26 protein-coding genes are annotated in these 26,104 nt (G+C 74.2%); 11 read left to right on the plus strand and 15 right to left on the minus strand.

The features are described from left to right. Positions 1-24: 24 nt before the first annotated feature. Both GA0070607_RS20890 and GA0070607_RS20895 read right to left on the minus strand, forming a co-directional pair. Positions 25-723 carry a class F sortase gene (locus tag GA0070607_RS20890; RefSeq protein WP_231930097.1) on the minus strand — a complete coding sequence of 233 codons (699 nt, stop codon included), beginning with the start codon at positions 721-723 and terminating at the stop codon, positions 25-27. Then, on the minus strand, positions 696-1,559 hold the full coding sequence (locus GA0070607_RS20895; protein WP_231930099.1) for a DUF4397 domain-containing protein: 864 nt from the start codon (positions 1,557-1,559) through the stop codon (positions 696-698). Before GA0070607_RS20895 ends, GA0070607_RS20890 begins: the two co-directional genes overlap by 28 nt. Positions 1,560-1,714: 155 nt before the next feature. Between GA0070607_RS20895 and GA0070607_RS20900 the strand changes: the two genes are divergently transcribed. Further along, positions 1,715-3,316: a glycosyltransferase 87 family protein gene (locus GA0070607_RS20900; RefSeq protein WP_089019705.1), complete on the plus strand. Its 1,602-nt coding sequence runs from the start codon at positions 1,715-1,717 to the stop codon at positions 3,314-3,316. A 33-nt stretch (positions 3,317-3,349) separates the two neighbouring features. On the opposite strand, the gene GA0070607_RS20905 is transcribed toward GA0070607_RS20900, so the two are convergent. Continuing rightward, a complete protein-coding gene (locus tag GA0070607_RS20905; RefSeq protein ID WP_089019706.1) occupies positions 3,350-4,024 on the minus strand; it encodes an NADPH-dependent F420 reductase in 675 nt (224 codons plus the stop codon). A 96-nt stretch (positions 4,025-4,120) separates the two neighbouring features. On the opposite strand from GA0070607_RS20905, the gene GA0070607_RS20910 reads away from it, so the two are divergent. Continuing rightward, the gene (locus tag GA0070607_RS20910) at positions 4,121-4,966 is read left to right on the plus strand and encodes a GNAT family N-acetyltransferase (RefSeq protein WP_157743191.1); all 846 of its coding nucleotides are present in this window, start codon (positions 4,121-4,123) and stop codon (positions 4,964-4,966) included. Positions 4,967-4,977: 11 nt separating this feature from the next. On the opposite strand, the gene GA0070607_RS20915 is transcribed toward GA0070607_RS20910, so the two are convergent. Continuing rightward, entirely contained in the window at positions 4,978-5,475 is a 498-nt protein-coding gene (locus GA0070607_RS20915; RefSeq protein ID WP_089019708.1) for a glutathione peroxidase, read from the minus strand. 167 nt (positions 5,476-5,642) lie between these two features. Between GA0070607_RS20915 and GA0070607_RS20920 the strand changes: the two genes are divergently transcribed. The 4 genes from GA0070607_RS20920 to GA0070607_RS20935 all read left to right on the plus strand — a co-directional run bounded on the left by GA0070607_RS20920 (position 5,643) and on the right by GA0070607_RS20935 (position 10,477). Then, positions 5,643-7,268, plus strand: coding sequence for a glycosyl hydrolase family 18 protein (locus GA0070607_RS20920; RefSeq protein WP_089019709.1), 1,626 nt, complete (start codon positions 5,643-5,645; stop codon positions 7,266-7,268). Positions 7,269-7,448: 180 nt separating this feature from the next. Then, complete coding sequence (locus GA0070607_RS20925) at positions 7,449-7,958, plus strand: nuclear transport factor 2 family protein (protein ID WP_089021988.1); 510 nt, start codon at positions 7,449-7,451, stop codon at positions 7,956-7,958. Between the two features lie 88 nt (positions 7,959-8,046). Then, the gene (locus GA0070607_RS20930) at positions 8,047-9,453 is read left to right on the plus strand and encodes a class II 3-deoxy-7-phosphoheptulonate synthase (protein ID WP_089019710.1); all 1,407 of its coding nucleotides are present in this window, start codon (positions 8,047-8,049) and stop codon (positions 9,451-9,453) included. Beyond that, entirely contained in the window at positions 9,446-10,477 is a 1,032-nt protein-coding gene (locus GA0070607_RS20935) for a threonine aldolase family protein (protein WP_089019711.1), read from the plus strand. Before GA0070607_RS20930 ends, GA0070607_RS20935 begins: the two co-directional genes overlap by 8 nt. 257 nt (positions 10,478-10,734) lie before the next feature. On the opposite strand, the gene GA0070607_RS20940 is transcribed toward GA0070607_RS20935, so the two are convergent. Then, complete coding sequence (locus tag GA0070607_RS20940) at positions 10,735-11,601, minus strand: deoxyribonuclease IV (RefSeq protein ID WP_089019712.1); 867 nt, start codon at positions 11,599-11,601, stop codon at positions 10,735-10,737. A 1-nt stretch (position 11,602) separates the two neighbouring features. Then, a complete protein-coding gene (gene pknB / locus GA0070607_RS20945) occupies positions 11,603-13,588 on the minus strand; it encodes a Stk1 family PASTA domain-containing Ser/Thr kinase (RefSeq protein WP_089019713.1) in 1,986 nt (661 codons plus the stop codon). Between the two features lie 201 nt (positions 13,589-13,789). Here pknB and GA0070607_RS20950 point away from each other — a divergent pair, with 201 nt between their 5' ends. After that, on the plus strand, positions 13,790-14,179 hold the full coding sequence (locus GA0070607_RS20950) for an Rv2175c family DNA-binding protein (RefSeq protein WP_089021989.1): 390 nt from the start codon (positions 13,790-13,792) through the stop codon (positions 14,177-14,179). A gap of 156 nt (positions 14,180-14,335) precedes the next feature. Here GA0070607_RS20950 and GA0070607_RS20955 read toward each other — a convergent pair whose 3' ends face one another. Together GA0070607_RS20955 and GA0070607_RS20960 are read right to left on the minus strand one after the other, a co-directional pair. Then, positions 14,336-15,418, minus strand: a complete 1,083-nt coding sequence (locus GA0070607_RS20955) for a polyprenyl synthetase family protein (protein WP_089019714.1) — start codon at positions 15,416-15,418, stop codon at positions 14,336-14,338. Positions 15,419-15,427: 9 nt separating this feature from the next. Continuing rightward, the gene (locus GA0070607_RS20960) at positions 15,428-15,826 is read right to left on the minus strand and encodes a helix-turn-helix domain-containing protein (RefSeq protein WP_231930101.1); all 399 of its coding nucleotides are present in this window, start codon (positions 15,824-15,826) and stop codon (positions 15,428-15,430) included. Positions 15,827-16,106: 280 nt separating this feature from the next. On the opposite strand from GA0070607_RS20960, the gene metF reads away from it, so the two are divergent. Both metF and GA0070607_RS20970 read left to right on the plus strand, forming a co-directional pair. Then, a complete protein-coding gene (gene metF, locus GA0070607_RS20965; RefSeq protein ID WP_089019715.1) occupies positions 16,107-17,024 on the plus strand; it encodes a methylenetetrahydrofolate reductase [NAD(P)H] in 918 nt (305 codons plus the stop codon). A 44-nt stretch (positions 17,025-17,068) separates the two neighbouring features. Next, on the plus strand, positions 17,069-17,758 hold the full coding sequence (locus GA0070607_RS20970; RefSeq protein ID WP_089019716.1) for a CDP-alcohol phosphatidyltransferase family protein: 690 nt from the start codon (positions 17,069-17,071) through the stop codon (positions 17,756-17,758). A 9-nt stretch (positions 17,759-17,767) separates the two neighbouring features. Here the strand turns inward: GA0070607_RS20970 and GA0070607_RS20975 are convergent, their stop codons facing one another. The 7 genes from GA0070607_RS20975 to GA0070607_RS21005 all read right to left on the minus strand — a co-directional run bounded on the left by GA0070607_RS20975 (position 17,768) and on the right by GA0070607_RS21005 (position 23,834). Beyond that, positions 17,768-19,255 carry a phytoene desaturase family protein gene (locus GA0070607_RS20975; protein ID WP_089019717.1) on the minus strand — a complete coding sequence of 496 codons (1,488 nt, stop codon included), beginning with the start codon at positions 19,253-19,255 and terminating at the stop codon, positions 17,768-17,770. Positions 19,256-19,266: 11 nt separating this feature from the next. Continuing rightward, positions 19,267-20,394, minus strand: a complete 1,128-nt coding sequence (locus tag GA0070607_RS20980; protein WP_089019718.1) for a glycosyltransferase — start codon at positions 20,392-20,394, stop codon at positions 19,267-19,269. Then, positions 20,391-21,224, minus strand: coding sequence for a carotenoid biosynthesis protein (locus GA0070607_RS20985; RefSeq protein WP_089019719.1), 834 nt, complete (start codon positions 21,222-21,224; stop codon positions 20,391-20,393). Before GA0070607_RS20985 ends, GA0070607_RS20980 begins: the two co-directional genes overlap by 4 nt. Next, a complete protein-coding gene (locus GA0070607_RS20990; protein ID WP_089019720.1) occupies positions 21,221-21,772 on the minus strand; it encodes a GNAT family N-acetyltransferase in 552 nt (183 codons plus the stop codon). The genes GA0070607_RS20985 and GA0070607_RS20990 overlap by 4 nt, the downstream gene beginning before the upstream one ends. Then, entirely contained in the window at positions 21,769-22,530 is a 762-nt protein-coding gene (locus GA0070607_RS20995; protein ID WP_089019721.1) for a monooxygenase, read from the minus strand. Before GA0070607_RS20995 ends, GA0070607_RS20990 begins: the two co-directional genes overlap by 4 nt. Next, positions 22,527-23,015, minus strand: coding sequence for a YbaK/EbsC family protein (locus GA0070607_RS21000; RefSeq protein WP_089019722.1), 489 nt, complete (start codon positions 23,013-23,015; stop codon positions 22,527-22,529). Before GA0070607_RS21000 ends, GA0070607_RS20995 begins: the two co-directional genes overlap by 4 nt. An 84-nt stretch (positions 23,016-23,099) precedes the next feature. Further along, entirely contained in the window at positions 23,100-23,834 is a 735-nt protein-coding gene (locus tag GA0070607_RS21005; protein WP_089019723.1) for a TetR/AcrR family transcriptional regulator, read from the minus strand. An 87-nt stretch (positions 23,835-23,921) separates the two neighbouring features. Here GA0070607_RS21005 and GA0070607_RS21010 point away from each other — a divergent pair, with 87 nt between their 5' ends. Together GA0070607_RS21010 and GA0070607_RS21015 are read left to right on the plus strand one after the other, a co-directional pair. Beyond that, positions 23,922-25,118, plus strand: coding sequence for an FAD-dependent monooxygenase (locus tag GA0070607_RS21010; RefSeq protein ID WP_089019724.1), 1,197 nt, complete (start codon positions 23,922-23,924; stop codon positions 25,116-25,118). A 444-nt stretch (positions 25,119-25,562) separates the two neighbouring features. Continuing rightward, positions 25,563-26,012, plus strand: a complete 450-nt coding sequence (locus GA0070607_RS21015; protein ID WP_089019725.1) for an SAV_6107 family HEPN domain-containing protein — start codon at positions 25,563-25,565, stop codon at positions 26,010-26,012. Positions 26,013-26,104: the final 92 nt, after the last annotated feature.

The raw sequence follows: 26,104 nt of genomic DNA on the forward strand, positions 1-26,104 counted from the left end.
GCCACCGCCCGCGACGCCGCAGGATCAGCCGGCGGCGGACTCCGGCAGGGCCGGGTCGGCGGCGTCGCCCACCGCGAACACCACCACGTTGTCCCGGTAGTGCCCGCGCCGCCGGTCGAAGTCGCCGCCGCAGGTGACCAGGCGCAGCTCCGGGCCGGGCGTGGGGCCGTAGACCACTGCGGTGGGAAACCGGTCCTTACGTGTGCGCAGCGACCCGGTCACCCGGAACGACAGGCGCTGCCCGCCGCGCCGCACCTCCACCCGGTCGCCGGGACGCAGGTCACCGAGCCGGGCGAAGACCGCCGGGCCGCGCCGCGAGTCCAGGTGCCCGGCCAGCACGGCCGGACCGGTGTCGCCGGGGGCCGGGCCGCCGCCGTACCAGCCGACCGTGTCGAAGTCGGCCGGCGGGATCAGCGTGCCGGCGCGGTCCAGACCCAGGACGGTCAGCGCGGAGTCGACGCCGATCCGCGGTACGCGTACCCGGGTGGGTGGACCCTGCGGCGCGGGCGCGGCGGCGGCGGACGGGCAGTCGTCGGTGCAGCCCGGCTGCCAGCTCGCCGCTGGCGGCGGCGCCGGGCCGGTGGTGGCCAGCCCGACCCCGGTGCCGGCGGCCAGGCAGACCGCAGCGCCGGCCGCGACCAGCGCGGCCAGCGGCACCCGACGGTCGCGGTGCCGTCGGATCGCGGGGCCGATGTTCACCAGGTGGTGCGGCGCCGCCGCCACAGCAGCAGGCTCACCGCGACGGCCGCCGCGGCCAACCCGCCGGCCACCAGGGGGTACCCGCCGCGCCCGGTCCCGGCGATGCCGCCGGCGCCGGTGTCCACCCCACCGGCGGGTACCACGGTGCCGCCCTCGGCGTCGCGGCGTAGCTCGGCGGTGAGACCGCCCTGCTTCGCGTCGAGCACCAGCAGGGAGTAGACGGCGCCGCCGGTGAGCCGCACCTCGGTGTCGGTGCTCGGCCCGCCGGCCCCGGTCAGCCGCAGCCGCCAGCTACCCGGCTCCACCTGGTGGTAGTCCGTGGTGGTGGCGAACTGCACGCCGTTGGCGATCATCGGGCCGTCGGCGGCGGCCACATCCAGCACCGGGGTCCGCACCGACGCCTGCACGACCCGCACCTTGGCGCGGCCCCCGGTAGGCGCGCTCAGGTCGTCGTTGAGCACCCGCAACCCCAGGTCGGCGTGCCGGCCGACGCCGGCCACCGTGTACGCGCCGCCGCTGGTCACCGCGACCTCGGTGGTGAGGACCGGGGGATCGCTGGCGGGGGCGCCGGCCTCGCGCATCGCCACCGCGTACCGGCCGGGCGCCAGCTCCAGATAGTCGGAGACCACGCCGTAGCCCACCGCTGGGAAGACCCGTGGCTTCGCGGTGTCGGGGGCGGCCAGGTAGACGTCCACGGCCGGGGTGTCGGGGGAGAGATGGGCGAGCCGGACGTATCCGACGGGGTCCGCGCCGGCGCTGGCCGGCGTGGAGACGCCGACGGCGGCGAGGGTGGTGCCGAGCAGGAGCGCGCCGGCGCCGGCCAGCAGTCGGCGGGGCCCGATGGTAGGGAGCATGCGCATGTCGCCTCCGAGAGCACGGTCGGTGAGCGGGCGGCAACCCACGGAACAGAGTCCCGTGTACGGGACCACAGCGCAAGTTGTCGACGGCATGTCGCGCGATTTTTGCCAGGTATCGACGGTCACCGCCCGCCGTCGCGGTCGCCTATTCTCGGTCGATGCGGGATCGCCGGGTGACGCTGGTGTGGGCGGCGTTCGTCGTCGTCGCGCTGGTGTCCTGTGTGCTCGTGTCGCGACGCGAGGACCGCCTCTCCGATCTGCACATCTACTACGGCGCGTTGTCCGACCTGCACGCCGGGCGGCCGCTGTACGGGTACGTGGCGGAGAACGGGGGGCCGTTCACCTATCCGCCGTTCGCCGCCCTCGTGCTGGGGCCGATCACCGCCGTCAGCGAGGGCGTGTTGCAGGCGGCCTGGTTGGTGGCGACGTGCGCGGCGGTCGTCGCCATCGCCGGGTCGGTCGGTGTCGCGCTGACCACCCGACGGTCCCGTCGCCCGCTCGTCGTGGCGGTGGCGGCCACGGTCCTGATGCTCTCCGCGCCGGTGCAGAGCAACCTGCGCTTCGGCCAGGTCAGCATCTTCGTCGTGCTGATGGCCCTGCTGGACGGGATGGGCCTGGTTCCACCCCGGGTGCGTGGCGTGCTGGTCGGGGTGGCCGCGGCGATCAAGCTGACCCCGCTGCTGTTCGTGGTCTACTTCCTCGCCACGGGCCGCTACCGCGACGCCGGCCGCGCGGCGGCGACGTTCGTGGCCTGCGCCGGGCTCGCCGCGATCGTGCTGCCCGCCGAGAGCTGGACCTACTGGACCGAGGCCGTGCGGCAGACGTCGCGGATCGGCAACCTGGCCTCGCTGGGCAACCAGTCCGTGCACGGGATGCTGCTGCGTATCGGCGTCGACGAGGCCGTCCTGCCCCTGCTCTGGGCCGGCCTGGTGGCGCTCATCTGCGCGGCGGCGCTGCTGCGTGCCAGGCAGTTGACCGCGCAGGGCCGCCCCGGGCACGCCGCGGTGCTCGTCGGCTGCGCCACCGTGGCCGCGTCCCCGGTTTCCTGGACCCACCATCAGGTGTGGCCGGTGCTCGCCGCGATGCTGCTGATCGGCGCGTCCGGTGTCACCCAACGCGTCGCCGGCGCGGCGCTGCTCGCCGCAATGGTCGTCTCGCTGGGTGCGGTCCTCAGTCCGGTGTCGATGCGGCCGGGCGTGCAGTTCCTGTTCGAGAACGCCCGCGCCGTCGGGGTGTGCCTGCTGTGCCTGGCCGGCTTCGGCGGCGTCGCGGTCGCCGCCGTCCGGACGAACCGGCGACCGGCCGTCGGGCGGGCCTGGTGGCGGGTGGGCATCACGGCCACGGTGGCGGTGGCGTTCTTCGCCGTGCAACCGCTGCCCGCCGGCGCGGACCCCACCTTCAAGGCGTACACCCTCGACGACGTGGTCAACCCGCGATACTTCTTCGTCTGCCGTGGCCCGGTCGAGTGCGCCGCCTACGGCACCGACGCGCCGGTCACCTTCGGCACCCGGGCCGAGAAGACCAAGGTGCGGGTCAACGGCGTGGTCTCCGGGCAGGTGGCCCGATTGGAGTACTACTCCGCGCCGGGCGGGGCGCCCCGGACCATCCCCCTGCTCGCCGCCTACCCGGGGACGCGGACGTTCTCGTTCCGGTCGGCGAACATGGCGCAGGGCCGGCTCGTCGCGTACGCCTCGGACGGCCAGCCGATCGCCACCTACGACGAGGAACTCGCCGCCGCCCTGCGGACGACCACCCGCTAGGCGAGGCCGCGGGGCCCCGCCCAGCGGTGACGGTCAGCGGGTTGCGGCGGCCAGGGCGGTGCGGAGCTTGTCGGCGTCGCTCTGGGTCGGGTGCTCCCAGTCCGTCGGGTCGGCGGAGTAGATGGTCCCGTAGGCCGGGGTGTCCGGCTGGTAGCGCCATCCCTCGGCCAACGGCCCGACGTCCACCGCGTCGTAGCCGATGCGGTCCAGGAATGCCGTCACCTCGGCTTTCGCGGCGGCGTCGTCGCCGGCGATCGCGAGGGCGCTGCGGTCGACGGCGCCGGACGGCCGGGCCAGCGAGTCCAGGTGCTTGAAGAAGATGTTGTTGAAGACCTTGACCACGCGGGCGTCCGGCAGGTGCCGCTGGAGCAGTTCGCTGCTGGTGACCTCTCCGGAGTCCAGCTCCGGAAAGTTGCCGTCGCGCTGGGGGTAGTAGTTGTTGGTGTCGATGACGACCTTGCCGGCCAGCGGCTCGACCGGCACCGCCCGGTAGGCCTTGAGCGGAACGCTGACCACCACGAGGTCGCCGACCCGCGCCGCGTCCTGCGCCGTGCCGGCGCTGGCGTGCTCGCCCAACTCGTCGACCAGGTCGGTGAGCGTCTCCGGCCCCCGAGAGTTGCTCAGCACCACGTCGTAGCCGGCGGCCACCGCCAGTCGGGCCACTGTGCCGCCGATGTTGCCGCTGCCGATCAGTCCCACAGTTGTCATGTCGGTTCCCAACTCCGTCCACCCGCGACACATTCCGACCGTCGTGATGGGTTGTTCCGGTTGTCGAGGCGTCCACGGGTGCGCAGAATGCCGTCCGTGCAGTGTCTGACCGAGGATCTCGCGACCTTCGCCGCCGAAGCCGACGCCTGGTTGCGTCGCGAGCCCGTCCTGCACAACGTACTGCTCACGCTCGTCGCGGACCGGCTCTCCGGTGACCTGCCACTCTCCGGGGGCGAGCGGTTCGTCCGGGTGGTCGACGGCGGCGCGACGGTGGGTGCGTCGGTGCACACGCCGCCGCGCGGGCCGCTGCTCGGCGCGGTGTCGCCGGCGGTCGCGTGGGCGCTCGCCGAGCACTTCGCCCGGGCGGTGCCGCCGCTGGTCGAGGTGCACGGCCCGGTCCCGGCCGTGGCCGAGTTCGCCGAACGGTACGCCGAACGTGCCGGCAGGGTCGCCGTACCCGGCACCGCGCAGCGGATCTTCCGACTGGACGCGGTCCGGCCGCCGGTGGGTGTGGCCGGACGCGCCCGCCCGGCCACCGGCGCGGACCGGGACCTGCTGATCGCCTGGGCCGCCGCGTACGCCGCGGAGACGATGCCCGACGGCCCGTCGGTCGACGCGGCCGGGCAGATCGACGCCCGGCTGCCGCACGGCGGCCTGCTCTGGCTCTGGGAGCGGGCCGGCACACCGGTCTCGACGGCCTGGCTGAGCCGGCCGGTCGCCGGCGTGGTCCGTATCAGCGGCGTGTACACGCCCCCGGCGTGGCGGGGACGCGGCTACGCCAGCGGCTGCGTCGCGCACGCCACCCGGCACGCCCTGAACACCGGCGCCGCCGCCTGCACGCTCTACACCGACCTGACCAACCCCACCAGCAACCGGATCTACCAGTCCCTCGGCTACCGCCCCCTGTCGGACGCGGCGCAGTGGCGGTTCGCCGTGCCGTGATGCCGGCCGGGTCAGGCCGTGGCGGCGGGGAGCACCTTCTCGATGGCGGCGCGCAGTTCGTCGGCGCCGGGCTCGACGGTGGGGGCGAACCGGGCGGCGACCGTGCCGTCCGGGGCCACCAGGAACTTCTCGAAGTTCCACCGGACGTCCCCGGTGTGCCCGTCGGCGTCCGGGGTGTCCACCAGCGCGGCGTAGAGCGGGTGCCGGTCGGGGCCGTTGACGTCGACCTTCTCGGTGAGCGGGAAGGTGACCCCGTAGTTGACCTGGCAGAAGTCGCTGATCTCGGCCGCGCTGCCCGGCTCCTGCCCGGCGAACTGGTTGCAGGGCACGCCGAGCACCACCAGGCCGTTGTCGGCGTAGGAGTCCGCGAGGGTCTGGAGGCCGGCGTACTGCGGGGTGAGGCCGCAGCGGGAGGCCACGTTGACGACCAGCAGCGCCCGGTCGCGGTAGCGGGCGAGGTCGGCGGGGCCGCCGTTGAGGGCGTCGATCGGGATGTCGAAGACGGTCATGTCCCGAGGCTACGCGCCGGCCGGCGGGGCTCCGGTGACGGGCGGAGCAGGCGCACTCCACGCACCAGCAGAAATCGAAACATGCACATCTTGACGAAGTGATGACGGCGTGAGTACCGTCTCACCATCTCTTTTGGAAAGTTTCCTAACAGTTCGGGAGACGCCTCATGAAAAGATCGCTCCGCCGGGCCCTCTGGGCCGGTGCCGTGGTCGCCGTGACCGTCGCGGCGGTGCCGATGACGACCGCGTTCGGCGCCGGCACGGTCACCACCACGTTCACCAAGGCACAGGACTGGGGGACCGGTCACGAGACGAAGGTGACCGTCACCAACGGGTCGAGTGCCACGGTCAGCACCTGGCGCATCGAGTTCGACCTGCCGTCGGGCACCACCATCAGCAGCGCCTGGGACGCCGACGTGACAAGCAGCGGCAACCACTACGTCGCGGTCAAGAAGAGCTGGGCCGGTGGGCTCGCCCCGGGCGCCTCCTTCAGCTGGGGCTACAACGGCACCGGCGCCTACAGGGCGCCACTGAACTGCACAGTCAACGGCGCGGCCTGCGGCGGCGGCACCCCTCCGCCGACCACTGCCCCGCCGACCACCACCCCGCCCACCACGGCGCCCCCCACCACCCCGCCGCCCACCACCCCGCCGCCGACCACCCCGCCGCCGAACCCGGGTGGCAAGAAGGTCGTCGGCTACTTCGCCGAGTGGGGCGTCTACGGGCGCAACTACCACGTCAAGAACATCCAGACCAGCGGGTCGGCCGCGAAGCTGACCCACATCCTGTACGCCTTCGGCAACACCACCGGCGGCCGCTGCGCCATCGGGGACAGCTACGCCGACTACGAGAAGGCGTACACCGCGGCGGACAGCGTCGACGGCGTCGCCGACACCTGGGACCAGCCGCTGCGCGGCAGCTTCAACCAGCTGCGCAAGCTCAAGCAGATGAACCCGCACCTCAAGGTGATCTGGTCCTTCGGTGGCTGGACCTGGTCCGGCGGCTTCACCCAGGCCGCGCAGAACCCGGCCGCCTTCGCGGAGAGCTGCTACAACCTGGTCGAGGACCCGCGCTGGGCGGACGTCTTCGACGGCATCGACGTCGACTGGGAGTACCCGAACGCCTGTGGCCTCACCTGCGACACCAGCGGCCCGAACGCGTTCAAGAACGTGATCAGCGCGCTGCGGTCGAGGTTCGGCTCCAACGCCCTGGTCACCGCCGCGATCACGGCGGACGGCAGCAACGGCGGCAAGATCGACGCCGCCGACTACGCCGGCGCCATCGGCAACCTCAACTGGCTGATGCCGATGACGTACGACTACTTCGGCGCGTTCAACGCCCAGGGCCCGACCGCCCCGCACTCCCCGCTCACCTCCTACACCGGCATCCCGCAGCAGGGCTTCAACTCCGACGCGGCGATCCAGAAGCTCAAGAGCAAGGGCATCCCGGCCAACAAGCTGCTGCTCGGCATCGGCTTCTACGGCCGGGGCTGGACCGGCGTCACCCAGGCCGCCCCGGGCGGCAGCGCCACCGGCGCGGCGCCGGGCACGTACGAGGCGGGCATCGAGGACTACAAGGTCCTCAAGAACACCTGCCCGGCCACCGGAACGGTCGCCGGCACCGCGTACGCCAAGTGCGGCAGCAACTGGTGGAGCTACGACACCCCGTCGACCATCAACGGCAAGATGACGTACGCGAAGAACCAGGGCCTCGGTGGCGCGTTCTTCTGGGAGCTCTCCGGTGACACCGGCAACGGCGAGCTCATCGGCGCCATCAAGGGCGGTCTCGGCTGAGCCGAGGGCCGACGCACCACCCACACGGCGGGGAGGGGCACGCACCGCCCCTCCCCGCCCGTGACGTACCGGCCCGGTCGACGCCCAGCGTCGGCCGGGCCGCCGGCGTTGGGCCCGGTCCGCCCGATGTGGCAGACTCGCGGCTCGGCAGTCTCGATGTCCCCGTCGACGGAGGTGGTCATGCGCCCTACCCACCGCAGGCTGGCGGCCACCGCCGCCGGGCTGGTGCTGCTGCCGGTCGCCCTGGTCGGCTGCGGGCTCACCGGCGGCGACGACGAGCCGGCCGCCAAGCCCGAGCGGGTCCCCGCCGAGGAGGCCGCCAGCCGGTCCCGCGAGCGCGTGCAGGCGTACCTCGACGCGATGACCGCCAAGGACGTGGCCGCCGGCCGAAGCCAGCTCTGCGCGCTGCTGCACGAGGGCTTCGACCTGGGCGCGACCGGCCCCAACGGCGACTTCGCGGATCACTTCGAGGTGCCCACGGCGGCGATCACCGACGTCCGGTCCGGCCCGCGCGGCCAGGAGGTCAGCGTCTCGGTGTCGGTCACCGCCGGCAAGCGCAAGACCACCCGGCCGCTGGTGTTCACCGTCACCCGCGACGGCGGTGACTGGTGCATCGCCGGGGAAGCGCCGGGTGGCGCCGCGCCCGCCGGCCGGACGCCGGCCGGCGTCGTACCCTCGCCCGCTTCCTGACCTGCGCCCACCGGGACTGGTCTCCCATCTGCCGGAACCGTCCCCCTCGCCGCCCGGGCACCCCGGCGGTCGCCGTACGCTTTCTGTCATGCGCCATGAGTGGCATCAGCTGAGCCATCCCGCGGTGGGCAGCCCGGGCCTGCAGACCAGCCGACCGACAGTCGACTCCGCCGAGGACGCCGCTCTCGGCCTCGACCGCTGGCGGGACCTGCCCCGCGAGCAGACCCCGCCGTGGTCCGACCCGGCCACCGTCGCCCAGGTCTGCAAGGTGCTCGACACCGTGCCGTCGGTCGTCGCGCCCTACGAGGTGGACCAGCTCCGGCAGAAGCTCGCCCTGGTCTGCGAGGGCAAGGCCTTCCTGCTCCAGGGCGGTGACTGCGCCGAGACCTTCGCCGACAACACCGAGAGCCACCTGCTGGCCAACGCCCGCACCCTGCTCCAGATGGCGATCGTGCTCACCTACGGCGCGTCGCTGCCGGTGGTCAAGGTCGCCCGGGTCGCCGGCCAGTACACCAAGCCCCGCTCGCTGCCCACCGACGCGCGCGGTCTGCCCGCGTACCGCGGCGACATGATCAACTCGCTGGAGGCCGACCCGGCCGCCCGGGTCGCCGACCCGCAGCGCATGATCCGGGCGTACGCCAACTCGGCGGCGGCGATGAACATGCTCCGGGCGTACCTCGCCGGCGGACTCGCCGACCTGCACGCCGTGCACGACTGGAACAAGGGCTTCGTGAAGAACTCCCCGGCCGGGGAGCGCTACGAGGCGATCGCCCGGGAGATCGACCGGGCGTTGGCCTTCATCCGGGCCTGCGGGATGACCGACGACGAGGCGCTGCGCACCGTCACCCTCTACTGCTCCCACGAGGCCCTCGCCCTGGAGTACGACCGGGCGCTCACCCGGGTCTCCGACCGCCGGGCGTACGGGCTCTCCGGGCACTTCCTCTGGATCGGCGAGCGCACCCGGCAGATCGACGGCGCGCACATCGACTTCATCTCCCGGATCGCCAACCCCATCGGGGTCAAGCTCGGCCCGTCCACCTCGCCGGACGAGGCGATCGAGTTGTGCGAGAAGCTCAACCCGGACAACGTCCCCGGCCGGCTCACCCTGATCAGCCGGATGGGCAACCACCGGGTACGGGACGCCCTGCCGCCGATCGTGGCCAAGGTCACCGCGGCCGGCGCCAAGGTGGTCTGGCAGTGCGACCCGATGCACGGCAACACGCACGAGTCGTCCAACGGCTACAAGACCCGGCACTTCGACCGCATCGTCGACGAGGTGCTCGGCTACTTCGAGGTCCACCGCGGGCTGGACACCCACCCCGGTGGCCTGCACGTCGAACTGACCGGCGAGGACGTCACCGAGTGCCTCGGTGGCGCCCAGGGCATCGAGGACCTCGACCTGCCCGACCGGTACGAAACCGCCTGCGACCCGCGACTGAACACCCAGCAGTCGTTGGAGCTGGCCTTCCTGGTAGCGGAGATGTTGCGTGGCTGACGCATTCGTGGACCTGCGGTCCGACACGGTGACCCGACCGACCCCCGGCATGCGGGAGGCGATGGCCTCCGCCGAGGTCGGTGACGACGTCTACGGCGAGGACCCGACCGTCAACGCGCTGGAGGCCGAGGTCGCCGCGCTGTTCGGGCACGAGGCGGCACTGTTCGCGCCGAGCGGGTCGATGGCCAACCAGATCGCCCTGCAACTGCTGGTGTCGCCCGGCAACGAGCTGCTCTGCGACGCCGACGCGCACGTGGTCACGTACGAGATCGGCGCCGCGGCCGCGTACGGCGGAATCAGCTCCCGGACCTGGCCGGCGGTCGGCGCGGACATCGACCCGGAGGCGGTCGCCGGGATGATCCGGCCGGACGGCTACTTCGCCGTCCCCACCCGCGCGATCGCCGTCGAGCAGACCCACAACCGGGGCGGCGGGGGAGTGATCCCGCTGGCCACCCTGCGGGAGTTGCGGCGGGTCGCCGACGAGGCGGAGGTGGCCTTGCACTGCGACGGTGCCCGGATCTGGCACGCGCACGTCGCCGACGGTGTGCCGCTGGTCGAGTACGGCCAGCTCTTCGACACGCTGTCGGTCTGCCTCTCCAAGGGCCTCGGCGCACCGGTCGGCTCGTTGGTGGTGGGCAGCGCGGAGAAGATCGAACGGGCCCGGTTGATCCGCAAGCGGATGGGTGGCGGCATGCGCCAGGCCGGCATCCTCGCCGCCGCCGGCCGGTACGCGCTGGCGCACCACGTCGACCGGCTGGCCGAGGACCACGCCAGGGCGGCCCGGCTCGCCGAGGCGGTCGCGCCGTTCGGCGTGCTCGCCACCGCGGTCCGCACCAACCTGGTCCCGTTGGACCTGACCAAGCACGCGCTGGACGCGCGCGCACTGGCCGCCGCCGCTCGGGCCGAGGGTGTGCTGATCTCGGTGCTCGGCCCGCGTACCGCCCGCCTGGTCACCCACCTGGACCTCGACGACGCCGGCGTCACCCACGCCGCCACCGTCCTGACCCGCCTCCTGGCCGCCTGACCCCCCACCCCCGCGGCCCCCGCCGCCCCCCGCCCCCCGCCGCCTCCTGCCGCGTCGCCGCCCCCTGCCGCGTCGATCTAGGGAAAATCGTCGCTAGTTGATCTCTAGCCGTGACGATTTGCCCTAGATCGACGCGGCGCGCGCGGCAGGGCGCGGCGCGGCGCGGCGGGGCGGGGGCGCGACGCGGCCGGGCGGCGGCGCGGAGGGGCGGGGGCGCGACGCGGCCGGGCGGCGGCGCGGAGGGGCGGGAGTGGGGGTTAGGGGCGGAGGCGGCTGAGGGTGGCGATGTCGGCGACGTGGCCGACCTGCTTCTCGCTGGGCGTCTCCACGACGATCGGGACGCCGGCGGTGGCCGGGTGGGCCATCAGCTCGGCGAAGGCGGGCTCACCGATGGTGCCCTTGCCGATGTTCTCGTGCCGGTCCCGGGTGGAGCCGCACAGATCCTTCGAGTCGTTGGCGTGCACCAGCCGCAGCCGGTCCGCACCCACGGTGGCCACCAGCGTGTCCAGGGTCGCCGTCATGCCGCCCTCGGCCGCCAGGTCGTGCCCGGCCGCCCAGGCGTGGCAGGTGTCGAAGCAGACCCCGAGCATGGGGTGCCGGTCCACCGCGTCCAGGTAGGGCCCGAGCTGCTCCACCCGGGAGGCGAGCGACCGCCCGCCGCCCGCGCTCGGCTCGACCAGCAGCATCGGCCCGCCGGCCTCGGCGGCCCAGTCGAGCAGCGGCAGAAGCTCCCGGTGGACCTGGCGCATCGCCTCCTCGGCGTACCCCTCGTCCACCGAACTGCCCGCGTGGAACACCACCGCCCGGGCGCCGATCGCCATGCCCCGGCGTAGCGCGTGCGCCAGCGTCTGGGCCGACCGCTCGACCGTGGCCGGGGTGGGCGAGCCCAGGTTGACCAGCAGCGAGGCATGGATGAAGGCCGGCACGCCCCGCTCGGCGCAACCGTCGCGGAACAGCGCGTCCTGCGCCGGGTCACCCGGGGGCAGCGCCCAGCCTCGCGAGTTGGAGACGTAGACCTGCACCACCTCGGCCCCGGTCGCGTCGACGTACGGCAGGGCAGCCCTGGCCAGCCCGCCGGAGGTGGGGGTGTGCGCGCCGACCGGTCGGGAGCGGGTCACCGGCATCTCAGAAACACCCGATGGTGATCTGGGTGCCCGGTGGCACCGGCGAGTTCTCGCCCGGGTTCTGGTAACGGACCACGGCGTTCGGGTTGAGCTGGACGGCCACCGGGAAGCCCTGGCTCTCCAGCGTCTGCTTGGCCTGCTGGCAGGGCAGGTCGACCACCCGGGGTACGACCACCAGCGGCGGGCCCTTGCTGACCTCCAGCTTGACCTGGGTGCCCTTCTCCACGCCGGTGCCGTCGGCCGGACTCTGACCCAGGATCTCGTCCTTGGGCTTGTCGGAGTCCTTGTAGGTCTCCACCAGCACCAGGTTGAGCCGGGCAAGGGTCGTCCGGGCCTCGGTCAGGCTCTTGCCGACCAGGTTCGGCACCGACACCGGCGCCCGGCCCCGGCTCAGGATGAGGGTGATCTTCGCGCCCGGTTTGACCTCGGTGCCCACCTTGGGGGAACTGTCCACCACGACTCCGGCCGGCAGGTTGTCGTCGTAGCGGGGGGTGCCCTTGGCCACCACCAGGTTCGCGTTGACCAGGTCCGCCTCGGCCAGCTCGAACTCCTTGCCGATCACGTCCGGCACCGGGAAGCGCTCCGGGCCCAGCGAGAGGGTCAGGGTGATCGTGCCGCCCTTGACGATCTTGGTGGCCGAAGCCGGGCTCTGCCCCAGCACGCTGTCCTTCGGCGCCTTCTCGTCGTAGCGCGGCTCGCCGTAGGCCAGGGTGAGCCCGGCGCGTTCGGCCCGCGCCTGCGCATCGGCCTTGCTCAGGCTGACCAGCTGCGGGGCTGCCGTGTAGCGGCCGACGCCGAACCACCAGCCGCCGAGCCCGGCCACCAGGACCAGCATCACCACCACGGCCCCGACGGCCAGCCGGCCCCGCGGGTGGGCCAGTACCGTGCCGCGCAGCGCGGCGAGTCGGGACCCCAGGCTGTCCGCCGGTGTCGGGGCGGCCCGCCGTCGGCCCGGCCCCTGCCCACCGCCCTCGGGCAGCCGGGCCCAGGCCGGGCGCTCGGCCGGGCGGACGGTGGCGACCATCATGGTCGGCTGTGCCACCGGCGGCTCGTCGGTCACCCGGCGCAGCACGGCGGTACGGCTGTTGACGTCGCCCAGGTCGTCCCGGGCCGTCTGCACCTCGGCCAGCAGCGCTCCGGCGTCGGCGGGCCGGGCCCCGGGGTCACGCCGGGTGGCCCGCTGAACCAGATCGTCGAGGATCGGCGGTAGGCCCGGCACCAGCGTCGACGGTGCCGGCACGTCGCGGTCGACATGCTGCCAGGCCACGTCCACCGGGCGGTCACCGTCGTAGGGCACCCGACCGGTGAGCATCTCGAACAGCACGATGCCCGCCGAGTAGACGTCGGTGCGCGGATCGGCCCTGCCCTCGGTGACCAGCTCCGGGGCGACGTACGCCACGGTGGCCATCAGCTGGTTGCCCTGCTCCTCGTCGGCGCTCGCCTCGACCGCCCGGGCCAACCCGAAGTCGGCCACCTTGACCACGCTGTCCACCAGGTTGGCGACACCACCGGTGGGCGCCTCGGCGACCAGCACGTTCTCCGGCTTGACGTCCCGGTGCACCAGGCCGGCGCGGTGCGCGGCGGCGATCGCGGCGAGCATCTGCTCGGCGATGGCCAGCGCCTCGTCCGGGTTGAGCCGGCGCCGCTCGGCCAGCACGTCGCGCAGCGTGCGGCCGCGGACGTACTCCATCACCAGGTACGGCAGCCCGCCGTGGGTGCCCTGGTCGTAGACCGCCACCACGTTCGGGTGGGTCAGCCGGGCGATGGTCTTCGCCTCGTCGGTGAACCGGGCCACGAAGTTGGCGATCCGGGCCCGGGCCTCGGACGCCTGCGTCGGATGAATGATCTTGACAGCGACGGTGCGCTCGAGGCGCTCGTCGGTGGCGGTGTACACGGTCGCCATGCCGCCACGAGCCACGCGACCGCGAATGCGGTAGCGCCCGTCGATCAGCGAGCCCAGCAACGTGTCGGCGACCTGTGTGTCCATCGGCAGGGAGTCTATGTGTCCAGGGGGCAAAGGTTGAACAGGATGCTACAGCCGGCGGCGAACCTGATCCGTCCCGCTGCGCTCGCCGAGCCTGTTCCGACCCCTGATCCGCTGGTCACCGGTCCGTTCATCGGGTGTTCGGACCGGTCGTCCCGGGGTGCCCGGTGGCCCGTGCGGGCAGTGGCGTGGCAGGGTGATCGGGTGACCGAACCCGTACCCGACCAGGCCGTGCCCGGCCCCGAGCTCGCCGGCCCCGCAGACCCGGCCGGCTGGCTCACCCTGCCCGACGTCGCCGAGCGCCTCGACGTGTCGATCAGCAAGGTGCACCAGATGATCCGCGACCGGGAGCTGCTGGCGGTCCGCCGCGACGGCATCCGCCGGGTGCCGGCGGACCTGGTGGCCAACCAGACCGTGCTCAAGCACCTGCCTGGCGTGCTCAACCTGCTCTCCGACAACGGCTACGACGACGAGGCCGCGCTGCGCTGGCTCTACGAGCCGGACGACGCCCTCCCCGGCGCCACCCCGGCCGCCGCCCTCTCCGGCGACCAGGCCCGCGAAGTCAAACGCCGAGCCCAAGCCCTCGGCTTCTAACCCTCCGGCCCTCCCCGCGCCTCCCCGCGCTTCCCCGCGCTTCCCCGCGCGTTGATCATGAAGTTGGCGACGTCCGAAACGGCGTGTCGCGTCGCTAACTTCATGGTCAACGCGCGGGATGGGGTCCGGCCCGGGGGACGGGGAGGGGGCCGGGGGTCAGTCGGCGCGGCGGGTGGCGGCTATCGCCAGGTCGACCAGGGCCTGGCGGGCCTCGGTGTCGAGGTCGACGGCGGCCAGCGCCGCCAGTGCCGCGTCGGTGAGCGTGACGATCCGCTGCTCGGTACGGGCCAGCGCCCCGCTCGCGGTGATCAGCTCGCGCAGCTGGGTCACCCCCCGCTCGTCGAGCTGCGGATCGCCGAGCCGGCTGAGCAGAAGCTCCCGGCCGGCGTCGTCGGTGGCCTCCACGGCCGCCGCCACCAGGTAGGTGCGCTTGCCCTCACGCAGGTCGTCCCCGGCCGGCTTGCCGGTCTGCGCCGGGTCGCCGAAGACCCCCAGCACGTCGTCGCGCAGCTGGAACGCCTCGCCCAGCGGCAGCCCGTACGCCGAGTAGGCCGTCCGCACGTCCGCCGACGCGTCGGCCAGCGCGGCGCCGAGCAGCAGCGGACGCTCGACCGTGTACTTCGCCGACTTGTACCGGGCGACCTTGCTGGCCCGTTCCACCGAGGTGTCCCCGGTGACCTGGGTCAGCACGTCGAGGTACTGCCCGACGGTGACCTCGGTGCGCATCTCGTCGAAGACCGGCCGGGCCCGGGCCACCGCCCGCAGGTCCAGTCCCGCGGAGTGCAGCAACTCGTCGGACCAGACCAGGCAGAGATCGCCGAGCAGGATCGCCGCCGCGTCGCCGAACCCGTCCGGGTCGCCGCCCCAGCCGGCCGCCCGGTGCCGGGCGGCGAACCGCCGGTGCACCGCCGGCTCGCCGCGCCGGGTGTCGGAGCGATCCATCAGGTCGTCGTGGATCAGGGCGCTGGCCTGCACGAACTCCAGCGCGGCCAGGGCGGTGAGCACCTGGTCGGCGTCCACTCCGCCGGCGCCGCGGAACCCCCAGTACGCGAAGGCCGGCCGCAGCCGCTTGCCGCCGCCGAGCACGAATGCCTCGATCGCCTCCGCCACCGGGGCCAGGGCGTCGTCAACGCCGGTCAACCGGGCCCGCTGGCCGGCCAGGAACTCGGTGAGGGCCTTGTCGACCCGCTGCCGCAGGCCGGCACGGTCGACGGGAGACACGGAAGCAGCGTGGGTCACGCCACGACGCTAGCCGGTCGCCGCGTACCGCGCTCCACCGCCACTCGTCGTGCCGCCGGCCCGCTCGCCGGTGCGGCCCCGGCCCGGCCGTCCGCCCGGCCGCGCGCCGGCCCCCGCCCGGCCCGGCCCGGTGGCCCGCGCCGGGCCGGCTCGCCGGGTGACCGCGGCGGCCTCGGCGAGCGTCACCAGCGGCACGTCCAGCACCACGGCGAGCCACCCGAGCCAGAACCCTCCCGGTACGCGTCGTTGCCGTTCCCACCGGGACACCTCGTGCCGGCTCAACGTCGGCACCCCCGCTGCGGCACACAACTCGGCGGCGGTGCGCTGCTGGCTCCAGCCCCGGGCCAGCCGGCACCGGGCGAGCAACGGGCCGAGCTGTGCTGGGCGCGGCGGTGGGGGCGGGGTCATCGGTCCTCCCGGCGGGCGTCGGTGCGGCGACGGGCGCCCGCCCGACCGGACGGGACCGGCGTCACCGCTCGGTTGCTGACCCCCGCGCGGGCCCCCGGGCCGCCCCCGCCGACCCTCCCGCGCCACCCATTACTACCCCGTGGGTACGACGGCCCTCCGCCCACCTGGCCACGGCGCGCGGGACGGCACCGGCCAACGTGCGCGCCCCCGCATCCGTCGATCCGTGGGACGCGATGGGAAGCGCCTGGGTGGTGCGGACGCTGCCCGCTAGAGTCGGGTCGTGGCGCTCGGTCTTCCCTCGGTACTCCCCAATCCGCAGCCGGCGATCGGGGAGCTCATCCGTGACCGTCAGCCGACCTTCTCGTTCGAGTTCTTCCCACCCAAGACCGAGGCGGGGGAGCGACTGCTCTGGCAGGCGATCCGCGAGCTGGAGTCGCTGCGCCCGTCGTTCGTGTCGATCACCTACGGCGCGGGCGGCTCGACCCGGGACACCACCGTGTCGGTCACCGAGCGGATCGCCACCGACACCACCCTGCTGCCGATGGCCCACCTGACCGCGGTCAACCACTCCGTCGCCGAGCTGCGGCACGTGATCGGTCGGCTCGCCGGGGTGGGGGTGCGCAACGTGCTGGCGGTGCGCGGCGACCCGCCGGGCAACCCGGGCGGCGAGTGGGTCCGCCACCCCGAGGGCGTGGACTACGCCGAGGACCTGGTACGCCTCGTGCGGGACGCCGGTGACTTCAGCGTGGGCGTGGCAGCCTTTCCGTACAAGCACCCCCGCTCACCCGACGTGGCCAGCGACACCACGCACTTCGTCCGCAAGTGCCGGGCCGGCGCCGAGTTCGCGATCACGCAGATGTTCTTCGAGGCCGACGACTACCTGCGGCTGCGTGACCGGGTGGCGGCCGCCGGCTGCGACACCCCGATCCTCGCCGGGGTGATGCCGGTGACCCAGATCGGCACCATCGAGCGGTCCGTGCAGCTGTCCGGGGCGCCCTTCCCGCCGGCGCTGGCGGCGCGCTTCGAGCGGGTCGCCGACGATCCGGAGGCGGTCCGCCGGCTCGGCATCGAGCAGGCCAGCGAGATGTCCCGCCGGCTGCTGGACGAGGGCGTGCCGGGGATCCACTTCATCACCCTCAACCGGTCCACCGCGACCCGTGAGGTCTGGCAGAACCTCAAGGCCGGCGCGCGGAGGTGACCGCGGGGCCCGCGACACCTGATGCCCGGCGCGACGGTTGATCCGTGGTGGGCACACAGCTGAACTGGGACCAGTACGCCACGGCGTGGGCACGGTTGCACGGCGGGTTCGACCCCCGCACGGCCGCGCCGGTGGTACGCGCCTGGCTGCGGTTCGCGTACCACGTCGGGTACGTGCTGGGCCGGCTGCGGGTCAGCCCCACGGCGGTCACCGTGGCCGGGGTGCTGCTCTGCTTCTGCGTACCGCTGCTGGTGACCCGGCCGGCGGACGGACCGTTTCTCGGCGCGCTGTTCGTGCTGCTCGCCTCCGTGGCGGACAGCGTGGACGGGGCGGTGGCGGTGGCCACCGGCCGCACCACCCGGCTCGGCTACGTCTACGACTCGGTCGCCGACCGGCTCGGTGAGGTGGCCTGGCTGCTGGCGTTCTGGCTGGTCGGCGCGCCGGGCGCGCTGGTCGTCGCGGGCGGCGCGCTGTCCTGGCTGCACGAGTACACCCGGGCCCGAGCGGTCTCCGCCGGCATGCGCGAGATCGGCGCGGTGACAGTGGGCGAACGCCCCACCCGGGTCTCGGTGGCGCTGGTCGGGCTGCTGGTCGCCGGGCTGGCCGGGCTGATCGAGCCGGACCTGGCCGCCGGCACGATCACCATGGCGGCCGCCGTGTGGGTGCTGCTGGCCGGCTTCGGTCTGGGGCAGTTGCTCTCCACCGTCCGCCGCGCGCTGCTCGACGTCGGCTGACCCCCGCACCTACCAGGCCGGGCCGATCTCGTCGGCGACGATCTGCGCGGAGAGCGTCACCATCGGCAGGCCACCGCCGGGGTGGCTGGAGCCGCCCACCAGCCACAACCCGTGCACGGGACCCCGATTGGCCGGGCGGAGCAGCCCTCCGGCGGTGCCGTAGATCGAGCCACCCGGCGCGCCGGTCGCCGCGTCCAGGTCGGCCGGGGTACGGACCTCCCGGAACAGCAGCCGGTCGCGTACGTCCACGCCACGCTCGGCCAGCACCGCCAGGATCCGGTCGGCGTACGCGTCGGCCAGCCCCGGGCGTCGCCAGTCGACCGCGCCCGCGGCGGTGCCCTGCCGGGCGGCGTTGACCAGCACGAACCACGCCTCGTGCCCGGCCGGGCGGACCATCGGGTCGTCGGCCACGGTGACGAACACCGTCGGGTCGGCTGCCGGCCGGGCCGGTACGCCGCGCCCCGGATCGCCGAAGACCGCGTCGAACTCCGCGTCGTAGTCGCGCGGAAAGAAGACGTTGTGGTGGGCCAGTCCGGTGCTGCCGGAGACGCCGAGCAGCAGCACGAAGCCGGCCAGGCTACGGTCGGCCAGCCCGGCCAGCCGGCGCGCGTGCGGTAGCAGGTCGCGGTAGACGGTGAGCGCGTCCACGTTGGCCACCACCACGTCGGCGGGCACCGGCGCGGTGACGCCGGCGAGGCGTACCCCGTGCACCCGGCCGCCGGCGGCGTCGATCCGGGTCACCGTGGCGCCGGTCCGCACGGCCACGCCGAGGTCCAGGCAGCGCGTCAGCAGCGCGTCGGCGAGCGTGCCCAACCCGCCGCGCAGGTACCAGCCGCCGAAGGTCAGCTCGGCGTAGGGGACCGCCACCAGGGCCGCCGGCGCCCGGCGGGGGTCGGCGCCGGTGTAGGTGGCGTACCGGTCCAGCAGCATCCGCAGCCGAGGGTCGGACAGGTGCCGGCGGCCCAGCCCGCGCAGGGTGCGGCCCGGGGCGATGGCGGCCAGGTCGCCGACCCGCCAGGCCAGTGACGCGAGGTCGCGGGGGGAGTCGACGGTACGGCGCAGGATGTCCCGCGAGGAGGCGTTCCACACCCGCGCCGCCCGGCGCCACAGCCGGTGCCAGTCGGCCGCCGCCCGGTCACCGAAGGCGGCCCCGATCCGGGCGGCGAACTCCACCGGGTCGGCGCAGGAGTCCAGCGTCGGGCCGCCGGCGGGGAAGACGTGCCGGACGATCGGGTCCAGCGGGGCCAGGTCCAGGTACTCGTCGAGCTTCGCCCCGGTCGCCTCGAACAGGTCGTGGAAGACCTCGGGCAGGGTGAGCAGGCTCGGCCCGGTGTCGAAGTGGAACGACCCGGCCGGGGTGTCGTGCACGTACCGGCCGAGCTTGCCACCGACCGTGTCGGCCCGCTCGAGGACGGTCACCTGGTGCCCGGTGGCGGCCAGCCGGGCGGCGGTGGCCAGGCCACCCACCCCGGCGCCGACGACCACGATCCGCGCCATGCCGCGCCCTCCTAGCTGACCGGGCGGCCCCGCCAGGTCAGGCGGCGCTGCTTTCGCAGATGGTACGACCGCGAGGTCAGCCAACCGAGGACCACGACCGACACGGGGTGTGCGAGCGCGTCGGGCCACCACCGGCCGCCGGTAGCCCGGGCGGTGAGCACCCGCCCGGCCACCCCGAGCAGGTAGCCGGCCAGGCCCGCGGCGGCCACCCCCGGCGCGCCGGCCACCAGGGCCGCCACAGTGACCAGCGGCGGGGCGGTGTAGAGCAGCAGCAGCAACGCCACCACGGCGGCCCCCGCGCCCGGGTGCCCGAACGACGCCCAGAGCGACTTCGAGTACCCGTCGCGCAGCTGCCGCCAGTCGTCGTACATCCGACACGTGGCCAGCCGGGAGCCGTCGGCCAGGGCGATCCGCCCACCGGCCCGCTTGACCGCCCGGGCGAGCTCGACGTCCTCCAGGATCTTGTCGGCGACCGCGGCGTGCCCGCCGGCGGCGGTGTAGCCGGCCCGGTCCAGCACCAGGAACTGCCCGCCCGCCGCGGCCAGCGACGGCCGCGGCGAACGCTCCATCGCGCGCAGCGGCAGGAAGGTCAGCCAGAGCCACTGCAACAGCGGCTGCACCAGCCGGTCGGCCGCCGTCGTCACCACGATCCGGGGGTACGGCGACAGCAGCGTCGCGCGGGCGGCACGCAGCTCGGTGACGGCCGCCGCCACGGCGTGCGGGGCGAGCACCACGTCGGCGTCGACGAAGACCAGAGCGGTGGCCGCCGGGTCGGCCCGGGTGGCCAGCTGCCAGCAGGCGTGCGGTTTGCCCAGCCAGCCCGGCGGCGGGGCGACCCCGGTGAGCAGGGTGACCCGGGGATCGTCGCCGGCCACCGCGCGGACCACGTCGGCGGTGCCGTCGGTGGACCCGTCGTCGAGGATCACGACGCGGAGCCCGGGCACACCGCGCTGGGCGAGCAGAGCGCGCAGGCATCCGGCGACCCGGGCGGCCTCGTCCCGCAGCGGCAGCAGCACGGCCACCGGCTCGCCGACCTCGTCCGGTCGGTCGGTGGGCCGGCGCAGCCAGCGCGAGGCGTTGACCCAGGTGTGCCCGGTCAGCGCGGCGACGACGAGCAGCAGGGCGAACAGGACGATCATCGGGTCGCGTCGACACCGGGGCGGTACGGCTGGTGGCCCTCCCGGTGGAAGTCGGGGGCCCGGCGGGCGCGCAGCAGGACCACCGCCAGCGGCACGGCGGTCACCGACATGCCGGCCGCGCCCCAGAGCGCCGAGGCGGGCAGGTCGAGGAAGACCGCGTGGGCCAGGATGCTGGAGAAGTACGTCCACAGGTAGAGCGCGATCATCGGGTGATCCCGGTGGTCGGTCCGTTCGGCGTCCGGGCCGGCCAGCGGGCGCAGCGCGCTCATCAGCAGCACCGCGAAGAGCAGCCAGCCCAGGTAGTTGCTGACCGGGATGCCGGGCAGGCCGGGCAGCGCCGGGGTGGCGTTCCGCCAGACCCAGTACCCCTCGGCCACCATCTGCGGATCGAGGAAGAGGTCCCAGGCGGCCAGCCCCAGCGCGGCCAGCGCGAGGCGGCGCACCCGCCACAGGGCCGGCGACCCGCCGGTCAGGCGGACCGCCGCCAGCCACGCCGGCCAGGCCATCCAGGTCCAGGCCAGGGGGATGATCAGTGGCACCCCGGCCAGTTTGGGGCCGAGCTCCCCGGAGTAGTCGTAGCTGCCGAACGGCACGCCCGTGGCCACCCCGATCGCCTCGATCGCGAACCCTCCGCCGGTGGCCACGGCGACCAGCGCCGCCGCGGCCCGGGGGCCCCGGCTCAGCAGCGCGTGGCCGACCGAGAGAAGCCAGCCGAGCACGACGGTGGCCACGGTGAGCCCGGCCCGGGTGGCGCCGGTGGTCAGCGGGTAGCAGATCTGGGCGAGCACCAGGACGGCGAGCAGCGCCCAGGAGACGCCCCGCCGGGTCATGACGCCGGGCGCTCGAGAGGCAGATCCCGGCCGAGCACGCCGAACGGCCGCTCGTCGCCGGGGAAGTGGAAGTCGCGCAGGACGTCGACGAAGCCGAACCGCCGGTACAGCCGCCAGGCCCGCGAGGTCTGCTCGTCGGCCTCCGGGGTGGACAGCAGCGTGGTGTCGCCCTCGGCCATGGTGAGCAGGGCACGCAGCTGGCCGGCGCCCAGGCCGTGCCCCTGCGCCGGCGGCCGGACGTGCAGCTCGACCACCTCGAAGCAGTGGGTGAGCCAACGCTGCCGGATCGGGGCGTCCAGCGCCCGGTGCACCTGGTCGTGCCACCACTGCCCGGGGCCGCCCAGGTAGCCGTAGCCGAAGCCGGCGAGGCGGCCCTCGCTGGTCAGGCTGGCCACCGCCCGGAACCCGGGCCGGCGGACGTGGGTGGCGATGTAGCCGCGCCGGGCCTCCAGCAGATCGGTGCGGTATCCCATCGCCTCGCCGTAGACGGTCACCACGTCGTCCAGCCGCCGGACGAGATCGTCCGGCGTCCAGCGCACCAACCTCATGCCCGTCCACCCTTCGCCGTTCCCGGGTCGCCGTCGGCGACCCACCCGAGCACCGTCCGGTCGCCGACCACGTCGCGCACCTCGAACCGTGCGAACAGCTCCTCGGCGTACCAGCCCGCGGTGGGGGTTCGCATGATCGCCGCCCGGTGCTCCGGGTGACGGTACGCGAACGCCACCAGGTCCGCCGGGTCACGCCACACGCTCACCGTGCCCTGCCAGCCCAGCGGCGCCTCGCCGACACCGAAGCGGGCCAGCAGCCCCGGCGCGTCGCGCAGGGCGGCGGCGACCGGGGGGACCGCCCGCCAGAAGGTGGCCGCCCGGCGTGCCCGCAGCCGGGCCCGGGTCAGTGCCAGCACCGGGCCGGTGACCCGGCCGCCAGACGGCTCGCCGAACGGACGCTGACCGGACCACTCGCCCCGGCTGCTCAGTGGCCGCAAATCGATCCGGGCGCGGGCGTGGGCGATCCGCGCCCAGGCACTGCCGACCGGCGAGTCGTCGAAGCCGGCCGCCGCGGCGGGCGAGTCCCAGACGGTCAGCGCCGCCCACCGGGTCAGGTCGGCGTCACCCGGCCCGAAGCCGGTGCCCGTCCCGGTGCCCAGCAGCTTGCCGAACCGGACGCCCGGCAGGGCGCGCAGCCGGCCCGGGTCCATGGCCATCCGGGTCAGTGCCCGGGGCAGCGCGCCGCGGGAGGTCCGCCACACGTGCAGGGTGACCAGATCCGGAGCATCGCTGCTGTGCCTGCTGGTTCGCTCGCTCACGCCACCTCGGCCGGGGTGCCGGCGGTGACCCGCAGCAGCTCGGCGTAGGTGGTCGGGAAGACCGCCTGCGGTACGCCGCCCGCGGCCCAGATCTCCGGGTACGCCTCCAGCGCGGTGTCCACCAGGGTGCGCAGCGGTCGGGGGTGCCCGAGCGGGGCGACCCCGCCGATCGGCTGCCCGGTGTGCGTCCGGACGAACTCCGGGGTGGCCCGGCGCAGTCGGGTGACCCCGATCGACGCGGCCAGGCCGGCGGTGTCCACCCGGTGCGCGCCGGAGGTGAGCACGAGCAACGGCGCGTCGTCCGCGTCGAAGATGAGCGAGTTGGCGATCTGGCCGACCTGGACGCCGAGCGCCTCGGCGGCCGCCGCTGCGGTGTGCACCGCGTCGGGCACCAGGCGGACCATGCTGGGCTGGCCGGCGCCGTCGAGCGCGCCGGAGCCGTCCAGCGCGTCCTGCACCGCCCGTACGTTCGGGTGTGGCTGCATGTCGCCATTCTTCCCGGTCCGCCGGCGGCCGGGTCAGCCGGCCACGCCGTGTCCCACCCCGTTGCGGCGCCCCGCCGCCCGCGGTCAGGGCCGGGCGCGGTCGGTGAGCAGCAGTTGCACCCCGTCGAGGATCCGGGACAGCCCGAAGTCGAGCGCCTGGTCGCGGCCGTCGTGGGCGGCGGCCGACGCCACCGCCGCGAGCAGTGCCGGAAAGCGCTGCTCGTGACCCCTCAGCAGGGCAGACAGCGCGGGTTCCATGGCCTGTTCCGGCGTCTCGGTGGGGATGGCCGCCACCTGCTGGGCGAGGTTGCGGACGTGCCCGACCAGGAGCACCACGACATCGAGCTTCTCCCCGCCGTGCAGGCGGGTGCCGTTCAGGGCGTTGATGGCCCGTTCCATCCAGCCCAGCTCGTTGGGGCCCAGCACCCGTACGCCGACGGTGGCGGTCACCGCCCACGGGTGGCGGCGGAACCGGTCGTACATCTGCCGTGCCCAGGCGTCCAGCTGGTCGCGCCAGGGCGCGTCGGCGGGCAGTACGGGTGGTTCCCCGATTCCGGTCTCGATCATGAGGGCGACGAGTTCGGTCTTGCCCGGCACGTACCGGTAGAGCGCCATCTTGGTCACGTCGAGCGATTCCGCGACCCGTTGCATGGTGACCGCGCCGAGCCCGTCGGTGTCGGCGATCGCGATGCCGGCCCGGGCGATGGCGGTCAGGGTGAGCGTGGGTCGGGGGCCGCGCCGTGGTGCGCTCGGCGGCTGCCAGAGCAGCTCGACGAGGCGTCGGCGCTGCGTCGCGTCGGTGGCGTCCGCCGGTTCCATCGGCCTCCCGTCGAGCTGTCTTGTTCAGGTCCATGAACTGTGTCTAGAGTAATCTGTATCCGTCGGACACAGTTTTGGAGGCGTCCCATGTCGCACCCCCTTCCCCTTCGCGGTCTGCGCGTCCTCGTCTCCGGCGCCGGCGTCGCCGGGCCGTCGCTGGCCTGGTGGCTGACCCGTTACGGCGCGGACGTCACAGTCGTCGAGCTGGCCCCCGCGCTGCGCGCCAGTGGCTTCGCGGTCGATTTCCGCGGCCCCACGCACCTGCGGGTGCTGGCCGCGATGGGTGTGCTCGACGAGCTGCGCGCCGTGCAGACCCACGGCGGAGCGATGAGCTGCGTGGATGAGCGGGACCGGGAGATCTTCCGGCTGCCCGCCGAGTTCGCTGGGGGTGAGCTGGAGGTCTACCGCCGGGACCTGTCCCGGATCCTGCACCGGCGCAGCGCCGACCGGGCCGAGTACCTGTTCGGCGACCAGGTCACCGCCCTCACCGAGGCCGCCGACGGGGTGCACGTCACGCTCGACCGCGCCGGTGCCCGCACCGTCGACCTGGTGGTCGGCGCCGACGGGCTGCACTCCGGCGTACGCCGGCTGGCCTTCGGCCCGGAGCGGGAGTATGTGCGGCACCTCGGCTACCAACTGGCCGGCTGGGACCTGCCCAACGAGCTGGGGGTGGGCGTCGTCGCGCAGCAGTACAACGTCCCCGGGCGGATGGCCAGCGTCGCCGCCGATCAGCGCGACCCGGCCCGGGCCGGGGCCTTCGTCGTCTTCACCGCGCCCGACCCGGAGGGCGACTGGTACGACATCGATCAGCAGAAGAAGATCATCACGACGGCGTTCGGCGGTCTGGGCTGGCACGTGCCGCAGCTGCTGGCCGGTCTGCGTGACGCGCCGGAGCTGTACTTCGACTCCATCAGCAAGGTGCGTGTGCCGCGCTGGCACGCTGGTCGCACCGCGCTGCTCGGCGACGCGGCCTGGGGGGTCACCCTGGGTGGGATGGGTGTCGGCACAGGCGTCGTCGGTGGGTACGTGCTCGCCGGCGAGCTGGCCGCGGCCGGTGGCGACCACCGGGTCGCCTTTCCGGCGTACGAGCGACGGCTGCGCGACTATGCGATGCGCTGGCAGCGCGGGGCCAACCCCGGCACCTTCCTCGCCCCGGCCACCGCGGGTGGGCTCTGGCTGCGCAACCGGCTGCTGCGCAACCGGCCGGTCCAGGCGCTGCTGGTGCGCGGCACCCGGTCCCTGGCCACCGACCTCGACCTGCCCGACTATCCGGCGCCGAGCTGAGTCGCCGGTTGGCGGGCCGGCTCGTTTGGCCCTGGGTCGGCGCTGCGGCGGCCGGCGCGTCACACGTTGCATTTTCGTCGGAGGGGAGGTGTACTGTCAGCAGCAGTTAGAACGAGTGTTCGATTGCCTCGAACGCCCGTTCCAACCAGCCGGGGCGCGGTGTTTCGCGGCGCCAGCTCCGGCCGGTGCGGCTCCGCGGGCCGCACCTGGGTTTCCGGGCAGTCGCGAGCCCGGTCCCGACAGGCAGGAGCGTCGCCCGCCGCCCACGACCCCCGGGCGGCGGGCGACGAACCCGCCGGTACGCCGGCCGGGTGTGGTGTGGGGAAGCATCCACACCCGGCCGGCCACACCCGGTGCGTCTTCCTCCGCACCACCCGACCTCGGCATCCCATCGGCGGCACCAGTGCGCCGAGCCGACGCCCCGGCCAGTGGAGGAGACAGTCCATGCCGACCAACCCGGCTCAGGCACCGACGGTGCCGGCGCACGTGCTGCCGCACCGCACCCCCACCCAGCTCCTCACGTTGGCCCGGCGCGGGCTGGTCGAAGCCGGCCAGACCCGACCCGACGGCCTGCGCTACGCGGCCGCCCACCTGGCGGCGCTGCGCGCGGCGGCCGCACTGCTCGCCGCCCGCGCCCGACCCGCGCCGAGCCGGCGCAACCGGATCACCAGCGTGTGGGTCCTGCTCTGCGCCGTCGCCCCGGAGCTCGACGAGTGGGCCCGGTTCTTCGCCGCCGGTGCCGGCAAGCGGGCCGCCGCCGAGGCCGGCATCCCCCGGGTGGTCAGCGCCCGGGAGGCCGACGACCTGCTCCGCGCGGCCGAACAGTTCGTCACGGTGGTGGAGACCGCGCTCGGCGTGGCTCACCAACCGGCCCTGGACGGCCTCGCCGCATGATCCCGCCGTGATGCCGGCCGCCCGGCGGGGGGAGTCGGGCGGCCGGCATCACGGCGTGCCGGTCCTGATCTGATCCACAGCAACGACGGGGG

Source organism: Micromonospora coriariae (assembly GCF_900091455.1).
Classification (GTDB): Bacteria; Actinomycetota; Actinomycetes; order Mycobacteriales; family Micromonosporaceae; genus Micromonospora; species Micromonospora coriariae.